The following is a 14,284-nucleotide window of genomic DNA, read 5'->3' as shown; positions in this document are numbered from 1 at the left end:
CTTAAGTACGTTGAAATCGTTTCACGCTCGTTACGAATTGAACGAGTACCCGATAAATCCGTACCACAGTAGTAACCGTAGTCTAATTCATCTTCTTCACCTTCGTTCATAACACGGTTTGTGTACTCGTAACCTGAACCAGAAATTTGACAGCGTTGCTCTGTCGGGTCTCGGTACAATGTCCAACCTTCGTCAATATCTTCGGTTTCTTCATCGTCTTGGTAGTAACCTAAACGCACCATTTCATCAACAATTACAATACCGCGGTCTAAGTAGTTATGACCCGCCGGACCATCATCTACCGAATCCATAAAATCACGGTCCGCAGAGAATATTGGGTCTTGTTTATGATACTCAAGTGCAAACGTTACCGTGTAATCATCACCATTAACACCCGTGGCAAGTTGGAAACGACCTTCATCACCACCACCTTCGGTAGTGGTACCAACCTTGGCACTAAACGTCGTGTCTTCTAAGTTACGCTTAGTCTTGATGTTCATTACACCCGCAACCGCATCTGAGCCGTATATCGCTGACGCACCTGCAGTTAAAATCTCTATGCTGGCAACCGCCGCCATTGGAATGCTTGATAAGTTAACAAAGTTCGAAGCACCATTATATGGTGATGGGTAATCGGCAATACGACGACCATTCACTAACACAAGTACCTGGTTATTACCTAAACCACGTAAACTTACCGTCTGCGCGTTCGGCGTAAAACCACCGCTAGCCGCCATCTCAGCACCTTGCGTTGTACCCGTATTCGCCGTTAAATCTTTCAACGCGTCATACGCTGTAGCAAAACCTTTCTTCACCATATCATCAGCTGAAATTATCGTTACTGGGCTTACGCCCTCTAACGTATTCGCTTTAATTCGTGAACCCGTTACTTCGACAACTTCAATCTCGTCTTCACCAATAACANTTCGTCTTGCTCTTGGCTTTGAACCTGCTCTACTTCGACTGCCGATTCTTCTTCAGCAAAGGCGTAAGCATTTACACTGCTTAAGGCGCCAAGCATTAACGCCGCTCGAATGCTCGAACTTAATTTATTTATATTTCTCACAACTATATCCCGATTTTTTTTATAGTTTTACCTAGAAAAATTCCAAGGTAATGAATATTTTTATTATTATTTTTGACAAAGATTTAGGCCTCGATAAAACTTGATGAACTTAGTAGCTATCGCAGCAAAAATACTGTTGATTTTTTGTTGCCTAATATTTAAATGGAAAACTTAATAGGTGCAATAGCTTTAACATCAAATATAATCCAATAAATTATCTTTTTATTATCAAATCCCTTTAATTACAACAAGTTATACAAGATTAAAATTCATTAAAAGTTATCAACTTGAAGCTAAAATTGATTGTTATTCGGTATCAATAATGCTTGCAATTAAACTAATATGGCTGCAACAGATTATTGTGCTATCTACCATCACCTAGCTCTATGTAATAAGCAGGTATTTATTTTGCTAATAGAAGATATTCTAAGGTTAAATTATTCAATAATTTGGTAGATAAAAAGACTTTAAATACAATAAAAAAAGGTGAACGATGTTCACCTTTTTTAAATAGTTTCAACTTTGTCTGCAATGACCTATTTTTGCGCTCTGTATTTTTTATTAGCAATACAAGCGATTAATAACAACAATAGATACCAAGTAGTTGAACCACCAGATCCAGACTCTTCAGCTTCAACGAAAACATCAACAATCATAGGGGTAGATTGTCTTTCACCATTACTGCCAATAAATTCAAACTGTAAAGTATCTGATTTTGAATCAAGATCAACCTCAAAACTAAAGCTCGAGGCTGTGTTATCAATCTGCACTGGATTACCACTAATTTGTTGCCATTGATAACTAACTTCTGGTTGCTCTATCACCATATCCATCGGCATCGCAGATAATGTAACAACTTCTCCAGGAATAGCTAAGGGCTTGCTTATCTCAATATCAAATGTAGGACGTCCCATTATCATTGCTGGTGATGTTCTAGCTACCAATGCTTCATCTTCGTTATCCTTTAACGATGTTACATATGGTGTAATATCAGTATAACCACCAACGTTATTATAATTAAACACTACAGAATATTGCTTACTAGCGGAGCCTGCTGGCTGTACATGTATCCACTTAATTACATCCCCTTCAAGTTGATATTCCACACCGTCAAACTGCTCTAACTCAGCTCCTTGTACTAACTCAACCTCCATTTGATAACTAATATCTTCACTACTGTTATTTGCCATGTAGCTTATGCTATAGCCAGCACGTTCGGTAGCAGTATCATTAGATAGTAATTCAAGCTTAACATCGTCTTCACCACGCAACATATTCACCTTAACTAGACCAATATTGGAAGGCAACCTTTCGTCTGTTCCAACTAAGAATGAACCGTAAGCTCGATCACCTTTTTGCATATCTACATCCCATTTCAATTTAACTGGGATTTTTTGTTCTCTATAGGCTTCTTTTGGCGCACTAACTGTCAGCGTTTTTTCATCATCGGCTTGCGATGTAATAGCAACTGTTAATTTAACAAAATCCTCAACTACTTTACTTGGATCAAAATCTGGAGATGATTCATCGTTGTAACTATCGCCAAAGTTATGGACCATAATCCAATATGAACCAGCTCGAGGGAAATCATAATCTAAGAATTCTAATTTTTGATTCGTTAAGCTCCAAAAGTATACGCCATTCAACTCTCTAAATTCAGGGTAACCATTTTTATTTAGATCTTCACCAATATAAATATCTAAATCTGGAGAAGTGGTTTCTAGAATTTCAACAACCAAACGAGATGATCTTGCTGGTATGTTGATTGGAATAATCAAAGTAGACTCATCTATCTTCTTAAAAATTTCTTCCGGTGTTGAGTTTCTTAAAATGTGACCACTGTATACAGTACCGGTAACCATTTCAGAGTCAGTGACTGTTATATCGTCACTACCAATCGAACTAAATTCAGTAGAAATTAACTCTCCTACATTACGGTTGGCTTCAATATTAATTGCTTTTGGTGCTTTACCAACAATAAACTCAACCGTGACAGGAACAGTTACCACAGGAATCGACGAATCTGCAGGTGTAAGTACTACACGCCCATCAACCCAGTCCGTTTCGATACCTTCTGCAGGTTTAGCCGTAACTGTTAAAGAAAAATCTTCACCTGCTTTAACTGATATGTAGTCATCATCTTTATCACTAGATAATTCTAAACCAGGAGTGGTGTACTCATATGATACTTTCCAAATAGCATCTTTTGTGGCTGTAAATGTTCTGGTCCATTCACAAGAATCAATACATTGACCCATACTCATACTGGCAAGGTTTAATTGTTCTGGCTTACCATGCCAGCCTACAGGTAATTCTTTTGGTCCAAGGTCGGCTATTTCGTCAGGTGTATTTACTCCTGTATCCCAAGCGGGTGAATCAACAGTAATATCACGAATATAAATATTATCACCATCAGGATCTGCAGCTAAATAACCTTCATATGTTTCTGACATGATCAAGCCAGTAGATATTGCACGATCAACTCTGGCTAAACCTGCACCGCTATAATGAAGAGGCGCAGGTTCATATGTTTGCTCTCCTCTGACTACTGGGCCATGTATTTTCAGATCGGTTCCAGCAGTTAGCATCAATGCTGACTGAGCTTGTGCTGGAGTCCAATCTTTATGTACAGCTTTAATTAGCGCGTACATTCCTGAAACATGTGGAGTCGACATTGACGTACCTGACTTATACAAGAAGTCTGCATCAGTGTAATTTGCCTCGTTTACACCAGAGTGCAACATATCTTTTCCAAGGCCGCCTGCTAAGACAGTTACACCTGCTGAAGATATTGCTGGTACCATGTAATTAGAGTTATAAACCTCAGGCCCTTTGGCTGAGAAAGCTCCCATCAAACCAGCAGTTTCTTCATTTGGTATCAGCACTGAAGTATTTAGAGATGCCTGATGGTTTTCACCTTCAGCAAGCCAGTCAAGTAAGTCATCGCCATCTTTTTCATCAAGATGAATGGCTGGGATTGTATGCCTATCTGCCACGGTATTATCGTTACTAGTACTAGTATTGATCAACACTAGTCCAGCACCACCAGCAAACTTCACTGCATGACCTTTAGATAAACGGCTTAAAACTCGCCCATCTTTGTCACCACCACGATTACAGATAACTATTTTGTTAGCAACCTTTTCAGGATCTAAGCTATCTTGACCACAAGACCCCTCAATGCCAAAAACTTCATATGCATCATAATTGCGATGTACGTGGGTATGTTCATAGGGCTGCGGATATTGGCCAGTAGGCTCATTATAATCATGAGTATCTGTTGGATAATGGAAATAATCATCTTCGTCAAGAGAGTTGTGAGAATGGGTATGTGTATGAGTACCTTCTCCTTTATATTCAACTTCGGTTGCGTAAACAATATCGGTTGCAGGCAAACCTAATGTGGCACCTTCGCCAGTTAACACATCTGACTCTAACTCAAATGTTTCAGAACCACCAATCAAAGTAAGTTGCTTTTTATTGAAACCACGATCGTGGGTGTTTGCCGCAACACTAGTAATCCAAGGAGCATTAGCAGGCGTTTGCACGGTATAATTACCACCATAACCAGTATTACCGGCAGATGCTGAAACATGAATACCGGCTTCTCTAGCATTTAAGAAGGCTTCTGCACCATAATGATACCATGGGCGCTGTGCAGGACCACTAATTGAGTAATTTAATACATCAATGCCGTTATCAATGGCATGTTCTACTACATCTAGAACCATTGCCGGGTTACAAGAACCATGGAAGTTACAAATTTTATAAGACATTATGTTAGCGTGCGGAGCCACACCACTAATTTGATCATAAACAAAGCTTTCTTGATAATGTGTTTCATCTAAGCCATCAATTTCACGATGCGTGTTAACATTTTTCACAACGTTACCAGCCGCTGTTGATGCTGTATGTGTACCATGGCCATTACCATCTTGGCCAGTTCCACTGCGAGGATCGTTTGGATCGAAATTAATAATCGTCTGCTTTAGGATGCCAAAAGTAATCACCCCGATAAGCTTATCATTACACCAACCTGGTTGCTGCTTACACTCGCCAAGATAATTCCCTGATCCAAATGGGTTTGTATGATCATAGCCATCAGCACCTACATCAGCAAATGAAGGGTGAAAATCTGGTAAATTATCTAAGTCATTGATATCAACTACCGGCTCTAAAAATGAAGAGATACCACTATCGATAATGCCAACGATGACACCTTCACCTTTTGTACCTTCATAAGAGTCAGTGCCCGCCCAAACATTAGTTGCACCCGAGTACTTTGGACCACTATCTGTGTCTAATTGAACTAGCTCTACTTTGCTTATTGCCTTGATTTCAGGCATAGATTTGATCATCGCAACTTCGGTTGCTGTTAAATAAGTAGTAAAACCATTATGCGCTATTTGCTGACTTGATATAATTTCAAGTTCTCGTTTGATTTTAAGGCCAATATGTAGTTTTGCTTCAGTTTGCTTATTTGATAAAAACTTTTTGTATGCTTTTGACGCTAAGCTTTTTGTATTAAGCATGCCTTTAGCATTGATATTACTATTTTTGCTCGCTAAAGGATTAGTCGGATTAAAGCCAGAAATAGCACCGTCGTAAGTAGCAACAGGCTTATCCTTTAAAGTAACAACATATTGTTGTGCAATCGCAGGAGACTTGCCATCAATTAATTTAGTTAAATTAAACACGGGCTCAACAACAACACTTGATGCAATATTTGGCTCAATCCCGTCACCAACTCTTATATTAGCATCTACCGAATATGCCATTGTAAGTAATGGCAATGCGGCGATTATTTTATTAAATTTTATATTCACAATAATTCCTCGAAGAGGTGCTTAACGAGCACCTCTATAAATTTTAAACTTTTCTACGACGCACAACCATTAAGGTACACATTAATAAGTAAACAAGTGCTCCACCTGAGCTACTTGTAGTATTTTCTTCCGAGTTTGATTCAGCAGAAGCTTCTTTAATTTCAATTTCTACTTCAGCGATAAAGTTCTCTTTACCATCTGAAACACGAATATGTGAAGTAAAAATACCATGCACTGTTGATTTACCAGAGATAACTCCACCAGCACTTATATTCAAACCTGCCGGTAAGTCTTCACTTGCAAAGCGAATACCAAAACCATCAAAATCAATAAATTTTAAGCTAATGTCTATCCCAGTAATTTCTGTATGTTGAGTGATCTCAATACGCTCAATAGGAGCAAGTTGCTGCGGTGCATTATCATTTGTATTAATAACATTTACCCTTACTGAACCTACTGAGGTATAAAAATTCCCCGCATAAAGTTGAACTTTTAATTCAAATGTTCGCTGCTCTTCATAATCAAGTAATGCGGCGTCCCTAACTCGAATCTCGCCGTTCTTTGATATCTGGAAAACACCTTTATGATCACCTGATATTAATAGCATTTCTTGTGAATGATAACGTTCTATACCTAGGTGCTGATACTGTATTTGCCCAAGAAGTTGGCCTGTTTCAGCTGATTCAAGCACTGTAAATTCTTGATTTGGTTTTATCGTACCTTGCTCAGCATTAAAAGTAGTAATAGCATGATAATTAGTCGTGGTATTAAATACTAAACCACCAGAGCTACACACACCATTGCTACCACCAATACCACCAGCACAATCTTGATGCATCAAAGTAGAAACACGCACGCTTTCATTTGGCATAACATTAAGTTTGTTAGTCCATTCAAGCTGTGTTTCATCATTATTAAGTTTGGCAATTTTTATTGCTACACCCGACATTAAAGTTGTCCCAGAGTTATCTCTGATAACTTTTTCTGCTAAGACACTACCTACATCTAACTGTATATCCCAATCTTCTTCGTTATAACCATCGCTATACTCTAGATTAGATGGTAAACAAGTAGCTTGGTATTCAGTATCAACAGCGCCATCTGCAGGGAATAAACATGTTAAGTTTCCTGGAGATACTCGCCCTAAAACTTGGTTAAACGGTGCAGGAAAGTTAATATCAACTTTAAATAGCTCGTGAGAAACAACACAGTTAGAGCGATTATTTACAACTGGACTACACTGTGGCGTTAATTCGAATTCAGGTATAGAAAAATATTCGTGTAAAAACATTTCAGTATCGCTAGTAAAAACTTCAATACAATTGTCTTCACTGTCTTTAATAAACCCTGCTTCACACTCTTGATTTGGCAGCTCTATTGGTGAACCATCATCTACAGGAGCTCTGTTGTATACTCTACCGCCGATAGAGAAATTATGCGCTAACACTGAATCTGTTATGCCTGGAAATGAGTTACGGTCAGTAACAAATTGCATTCCAATAATTTCTTCAAACGTTTGCTCTGTTACGTTGTGATGATACGCTTCCTCTGTACAAAGATTTACTAATACAGTATTACCGTTAGGCGATAACTCTATTGGTAACTTTGTTGGCGTGATACGTGCTGCAGGATTTCTAAAGTCAAAGGGTTTGCTATAGTCAATATATCTTGAGTAAAAGCCTTGGCCCTGACCTTCTTCCGCTTTAAAAGTTACCACTATTGTAGTTAATCTATTTGAATCATCCCCATTACCTAAATTTTCTAAGCTTGTAGGTCTAAAGCCAGATGCTTCAACAGCAAATTTTGGATATAACTTTAATTCGAACAAGTCAAAACCGACTCTATCAGTATGGTCTGCTACAGGTATTTCAAATGGTTTTTCCATCATAACCGCTAAGCTTAACTTACGACCAGATTCACACTGAGCTTCAGGGTAAAGACCACCAGCTACAGCCTTTACATAATGCCCCCCGGTAGCATTTCTATCTTCATTTAAAGCTACTAAAGGCATTGCATATAATGTTTGCTGGGAGTTAGTTTGATTAACTACTTCGTGTTGAACTCGCTCAACAGGGAAGTCATATTCGCCGTTAAATTTCCAATCACTATCATGAGGAGGTGTTTGTTTATCTTGGTCTCGCAGATCATAGATAAAGTCTGTTTGATAAGTATCTGTATCACGATAGTCTATGTTAGTAGTAAAACCTTTACCTTGTTTTGGGAACACTAACCAAGGTAAGTGGATAGCTGCACCTGGATTATCACTGTGCTCTAATACAACATAACCATTAACAGCAAGTTTATTCCAATTTTCAATGGTATAATCACTACCAATTTGAATAGGCATTTTCTCAAGCTTATCTGCATCAATAGTTAACGCTAGCGACACAGTTTTTTCTTCGTTAGGTTGTAAAATAATTGTTTCAGGAAAAGATACTGCTACAGCAGAGTTATTTTGTTTTTCACCTTGCTTAACAATATTTGCTGTATAAACTTGGGTTTTATCTGTTAGGTTTTTAATAGTAATTTCACGAGCAAAAGTTTCTACATTAAATACCTCAACAAAATCAAAAAAAGCATTCGCTTGACGACTTTGTTTTTCATACATCAAAGCATAAGATTTTAACGCCGATAATGAATTTAATGTACCGCCACCTACATGAGCAACGCCGTTACTATTCTTTATATTCAGTAAACCGGTATTAACAATAAGAGCTCGCACCTCTGCGCTGCTTAACTCGGGATAATTTGCGATTAGACTTGTTGCAGTAGCAGCAACTCGAACAGCAGCAAAGTATGGATCGGCTTCCATCTTACGGTAACCATTACCAGTCCCTGCTTGAGCACCATACACTTCTTGGCTCACGGCTATTAGATCTGGCTTTAATATCGATTCACCTCGTGTAGGACCAAAAGAGCTAGTATCGTCAACATAGTAGTGTCCATCTTGCTTGTATGCACTACCAACGGCAATGCTTTCGGGAACAGCAGTACGGCTTCCTGTAGAGTAATAGGTATCCGTTCTAGCCAATTCCCCAACAGGCGTTACAATTAACGCACCTGATGCGGCAGCACTTCTCATTAATACACGCTCAACACTTCCGTGACTGTGTCTATTCTCTAGCTCATTATAATAAGGTGAGAAGCCGCCATTATTTTCTATTAAAATAACATCCGCACGGTCAGACATGTCACCGTCCATATTTGGATCTATCGACATCTCTAAGGCAACACTGAAGTATTCTCTAAATGGCGTATTAAATACGGAGTTACCTAATACCCCTCTTAATTTATATGCTAGTATTTTTGCATCTGGGTAAGAATCTAAAATCATTGATGCAGCCATGGTTCCCATACCGGCCTTGTATTTCACATCTGGATTTAACCGATCGGTTAAGTCAACATGATACTCTAGTGGGTTATAATCTTCAGATAAACTATCACCGATAAAGTCATACCCACCAATAACAACACCATTTGGAAAGCCATCCCAAGCATTATTTCTATTTTGCCAACCTTCAACAAAATTGTCCCATGTACCTTCACCGCCCAGTTTTTTATGGGTGTAGTCAACCCCTGAACCAATAATTGAAACGACAGGGTTGCCATTTGCAGGGTTAGTTTTCAAAAATGGGTAACGATTATTTAAATCTACTTCATCGGCATATTTGCTAGCAAGTTTGCCATTAGATGGAAGGTTTGAATTTTGATATGTATCGTATGGAATCGCTGATATTTTAGATACGAGTTCATTAGATGATAAAGCGTCACCCGCAGATTTAGACATAGTGACAAACAAAACATTCTCTACCAACTTTAAACTAGTTTGAATGTTCGCTTGCGGATCTAGAGATTTGATAACACTAATAAGCTGTACTTGAGAATCGATTACAGTGTTTAATAATTCATTATGATTGCTCTGAGCGTTTTGATATTGAGCGGCTAACACAGCCGGCTGGTTCAACAACACTCGATAAGAAACCCGTTCTTGGTTTTCAATAGTAAAAGTTCGATTAGTATCAGTTACTACTTCCTCTAAACTATTTGCAAATACTGCAGATGATGACAAGGCACCCGACATAATAATTGCAATCGTGGATGATTTAAAAATCATAGTTCTCTCTTTATTTAACTGAATCTAAATTTAAAGCGCTAAACTTTATTAGTATTTTTGTAAGCGCTTGAGTTATTTTTATGTGAGCGTCACATTACACTTTGCGAGGTGTAAAACAATAACTAGCAGGTCTAATTAAAATCAATTTAATATCTATTTATCTTATAATCATATCAAGCCATTGTTTTTTAAGGGTTTTAAAAAAAATGAAAGGAGGTATAAATAAGAAGGTAACCGATGATAAACCTAGGTTTAAATGGGTTAGAAGAGGTGGTTTAAAAAGTTTTCCTGCTTAAAATAAAGTTATACAAAGCCATTTTAAACAGGTATTACTAGGTTCTAAATTGCAGATTTCGAGTTGTTATTTGGGTAAACCTTGCTTGGATATGCCAGCTCTAAACATCAGTGTGAACATAATATAAAGCAACCATGTCAAAGCTCCCCCAGAACCACTACCCGACGAATTTTTAATTACTTCAACGGTGACTTTAGCTCTGGTTATTGCACCTGATGGATCACGCAACACATAGGTAAATTGGTCAACCCCCACAAAATTTGACGCTGGTGTATATAGCACGGCATTGTTACTAATTTCTATTTCTGCACTACCAGAATAGGTTATATCGATTAACACTAATTGGTCGTTATCTATATCAATATCATTATTTAATACATCGATAGATGCTTGGCTATTGTAGTTAACAACAACTGAATCGTTATAAGCAACAGGCGCATCATTAACTGCCATTACATCAACATAGAGTGTGAAGATATCGCTATCTAACTCACCGTCGTTTACTTGTAAATTAAGGCTTAATATACCGTTATAGTTTTCAGCGATAGTAACCATGCCATTATTGGCGGTGTAATTTTCACCAGGTAAAATAAATAACTCAAACGCATCAGGGAAACGACTGTCTATATCATTTATAGCTAGATCTTCCACTGTTAGCATAAAATCAGTATCTTCGATTTGCATAGCTTTAGTCTGACTTACATCCTGCAAACCAAGTATTGTTGGCTTGGTATTGGGTTGGTCACTATTAAACACCTGGAATGCTTGTTTTGAAACAGCAAAAAATACATTATTTTCACAATTTATTTTTAAACGAGCTTGTACTGTATTTACTTTTGGCGTTGTAACTTGAGCTTGCCCACTATTTTCAATATTTGCGGCTATCTGGGTAAATGTTTTACCATTATCTGCTGAAAATTCTATACTTACGCTATCACAACTAATTGGCGTCGCGTGGCTATTAGCTAAGTTCCATTGCACTAGAGAAGTATCTTGTTCTCCCCAGTAATCCTCGCTAGTTGGATAGGTAATTTGAAAGCCTAGTTCATCATTTTTATGAACTGTAAGTGTTACGCCTTCATGGGCAACGCCCCCATTACCATCTCTAACCGTAACTTGAAAGTTAAGCTCTCGATCAGTAGTCGCATAATTTTCACCTACAATTAAATTACCACTTAATAATGAGTCAAATTTGGGAAAGGTACGGCTACTTTCTGTTGTTGATTTAATCGATCTAAATATCGGCTTTAAGCCATCATCTTGCATTGACTCTTGGTCATATGAACTAGGACCTAAATCATACTGTTCCCATGTATAACTTAAGGAGTCGAGATCAATATCACTAGCAACGGCATCAAGTTTAAATGGGGTATTAGCAGGTATATGATAATCAGTAAGAACTTCAATACTCGGTGAATTATTGCTAGTTATTGTTGTTGTTCCACAACTTTGCCCTATACCTTGACGGTCATTGATTAAATAGTCTCGCATTTCGAGTATAGAGTTTATATGAAAATAATCGTCAACTTGGTTCTGTAAGTTCTCTTCACCACATAAACCAGCATAAGACATTATCGTAGAACCGCTTCCAGGTTCAAATGCATCATAAAATGTACGGCTTGTGGCACAAATACCGCTTTGGCCATTAAAGGAATGATCAGCACCTAATTGATGGCCTATTTCATGAGCAACAAAGTCGATATAAAAACTATCATTAGTTGGATTTTGACTGCCTGTTACTCCCATCGCTTTAATTGGTGTATAACTAGCGATAACCTCATCATTATAATTAAACTCTTCATATGGATTATTGTCACAAACCGCAGCAACAACAGCTAAACCACCAAACCCAGTTGTTAGCACATGGCCGATATCATAGTCATTTTGGCCAATAAAATTATTAAGGACATCACCGTTAACGAAAATATCATTATCAGTATTTTCAAAAGGGTCAGTACTAGCATCGAGGAATATCACCTTCTCTGATTCAGCAACCAATTGGAGAGTTACTCCTAGCTCTACTTCAAAGACTTTATTTAAGCGATTTACTAAAGTAACCAGCTCTGACAAAACACTCAGGGTTGTGCCACCATGATACTGGCTGTATTCGCCTGTCGTTGAGAAAGCTATTCGGTATTGTTTACTAACAGATGATAAAGATTTTTTTTGAATGGTCTTAGCATTTTTAGCAGAGACACTTGCCTCATTGTATTTTTTCTTTAGTACAGAGCGCTCAATAGAGCCTTGCTTACCGGTTTTTTGACTAGCAAAGTATGTTTTATATAAATTAGATGTTTGCGATTTCACAGGGTCAATATATACGGTTTGCCCTTTGTAATTTATGACTCCATGAAAGCCATTTTCAGTGTAATCAATCCGACCATAATGTTCTGGAAAGCCTATTTGCTCAGCTTTATACGTTAATATTTGTGGATATTTGGCTGCTAATGACTCTTCCATCACTAATATTGGAGTTAATACAACATCAATAAGTTGTGCATTAGGCATCGGCAGTCTTAATTTAACTACCTCTTGACTTAAAATATCGGTAAGAACTGAATCATTTAACCTAAATAGATTAGCATTTGAATTTAGGCTGGCTTGCGTAATATTAATAGTCTTTAAAGATCCTCTATTTACTTGCTCCCACAAAGCACCTTCATCAGCAATTGCTGAAAAAGTAAAAAGCGCAAACAACGAAGTAACTGCAAACCTAAACATCTAAAACCTATAAACTGCGAAATAATTTTTTATGAAGAGCATCATACGCACTAAAACCTAAGTTGTTAATGACCCATTAGAGTTAATTGTTCAAATCAACATCACTTTTTCATCAATTAATCATTTAAAGCGTACTTTTTTTAGGTTAACTCTAATGTTAGGGTTTAGATAACACGCTGTAATTAGGGTTCTGTACATTAGCACGCTATCAATTAGGGAGGTCCCGCACAAAAGCACTGCGGGATAACGGTGATTTTTCTGATAAAGCGGTGGTTGAAAATATTTTTATATATTCTCACGTAAACTTAATGATTGATGTTCTTATAAGCACGATGTCAATTAGGGAGGTCCTGTATCTCGCTTTGGCTCGTACAGAATGACGTTGTATTTTTTCTATTATAGCGTTTATTATAAATATTTTTTGTTCTGGTGTGTTTTCATTTCAAAGTTAATGCGCGGTGTTAGTTTACTTAGAACGTCATCCTCGAGGAGCTCAAGCGACATCGAGGACCTCCTGCGGCAGTGGCGAGCTTGAATTGCCTGCAAATACGTAGGTCACAAAAGGCTCCATACGAAAAAAGCCCTCTGCGTTAGCAGAGGGCTTTTCGAAATAGGAGCCTAGCGATGACCTACTCTCACATGGGAACCCCCACACTACCATCGGCGCTACTGCGTTTCACTTCTGAGTTCGGCATGGGATCAGGTGGTTCCACAGTGCTATTGTCGCTAGACAAAAGCTTGTTACAATTTGGAATTCGATATTAAACGTTTTACTCAATTCTTTAATGCGTGAATGTGTTTCCACATTTTCTTTGTCAGACCATACAGCCTCAAACGAAAACCGCTTGGGTGTTGTATGGTTAAGCCTCACGGGCAATTAGTATCAGTTAGCTCAATCCCTCACAGGACTTACACACCTGACCTATCAACGTTGTAGTCTCCAACGACNATCGGCGCTACTGCGTTTCACTTCTGAGTTCGGCATGGGATCAGGTGGTTCCACAGTGCTATTGTCGCTAGACAAAAACATGTACAATTTTGAAAGCTGTATTAATGACTTACTCAAGTCGTATTCTTTAATGCGTGAATGTGTTTCCACATTTTCTTTGTCAGACCATACTCGTCTCAAACGAAAACCGCTTGGGTGTTGTATGGTTAAGCCTCACGGGCAATTAGTATCAGTTAGCTCAATCCCTCACAGGACTTACACACCTGACCTATCAACGTTGTAGTCTCCAACGACCCTTTAGGGGACTCAAAGT

Annotated in this window: 4 protein-coding genes, 2 rRNA genes and 1 other annotated feature; all 6 genes read right to left on the bottom strand. The window is 38.1% G+C overall.

Features of this window, described 5'->3' with window-relative positions; all coding sequences use genetic code 11:
- The coding region (locus FNN08_RS16185; protein WP_185962705.1) for a TonB-dependent receptor plug domain-containing protein at window positions 1-818 on the bottom strand (818 nt) is incomplete at its 3' end.
- Window positions 819-1,602: 784 nt separating this feature from the next.
- Window positions 1,603-5,892 (bottom strand): S8 family serine peptidase, encoded by a 4,290-nt coding sequence (locus tag FNN08_RS16180; RefSeq protein ID WP_143587531.1) that lies wholly within the window; start codon window positions 5,890-5,892, stop codon window positions 1,603-1,605.
- Window positions 5,893-5,935: 43 nt separating this feature from the next.
- Window positions 5,936-10,006 (bottom strand): S8 family serine peptidase, encoded by a 4,071-nt coding sequence (locus tag FNN08_RS16175; RefSeq protein WP_143587530.1) that lies wholly within the window; start codon window positions 10,004-10,006, stop codon window positions 5,936-5,938.
- A 361-nt stretch (window positions 10,007-10,367) separates the two neighbouring features.
- Entirely contained in the window at window positions 10,368-13,022 is a 2,655-nt protein-coding gene (locus tag FNN08_RS16170) for a reprolysin-like metallopeptidase (protein ID WP_143587529.1), read from the bottom strand.
- A gap of 616 nt (window positions 13,023-13,638) precedes the next feature.
- Window positions 13,639-13,753, bottom strand: a 5S ribosomal RNA gene (rrf, locus tag FNN08_RS16165).
- A gap of 207 nt (window positions 13,754-13,960) precedes the next feature.
- Window positions 13,961-14,043 (bottom strand) — a sequence feature (5S ribosomal RNA rRNA prediction is too short).
- A gap of 130 nt (window positions 14,044-14,173) precedes the next feature.
- A 23S ribosomal RNA gene (locus tag FNN08_RS16160) occupies window positions 14,174-14,284 on the bottom strand; the annotation flags it as partial.

Source organism: Thalassomonas sp. M1454 (assembly GCF_007097525.1).
Taxonomy (GTDB): Bacteria; Pseudomonadota; Gammaproteobacteria; order Enterobacterales; family Alteromonadaceae; genus Thalassotalea_A.
Note: the sequence above shows the minus strand (reverse complement) of the source record. Positions and strands in the feature narration are given on the sequence as shown.

Excerpts from the sequence above, each read along its gene's own strand:
- FNN08_RS16170 (WP_143587529.1), bottom strand. The coding sequence starts at position 13,022 with ATGTTTAGGTTTGCAGTTACTTCGTTGTTTGCGCTTTTTACTTTTTCA.
- FNN08_RS16175 (WP_143587530.1), bottom strand. The coding sequence starts at position 10,006 with ATGATTTTTAAATCATCCACGATTGCAATTATTATGTCGGGTGCCTTG.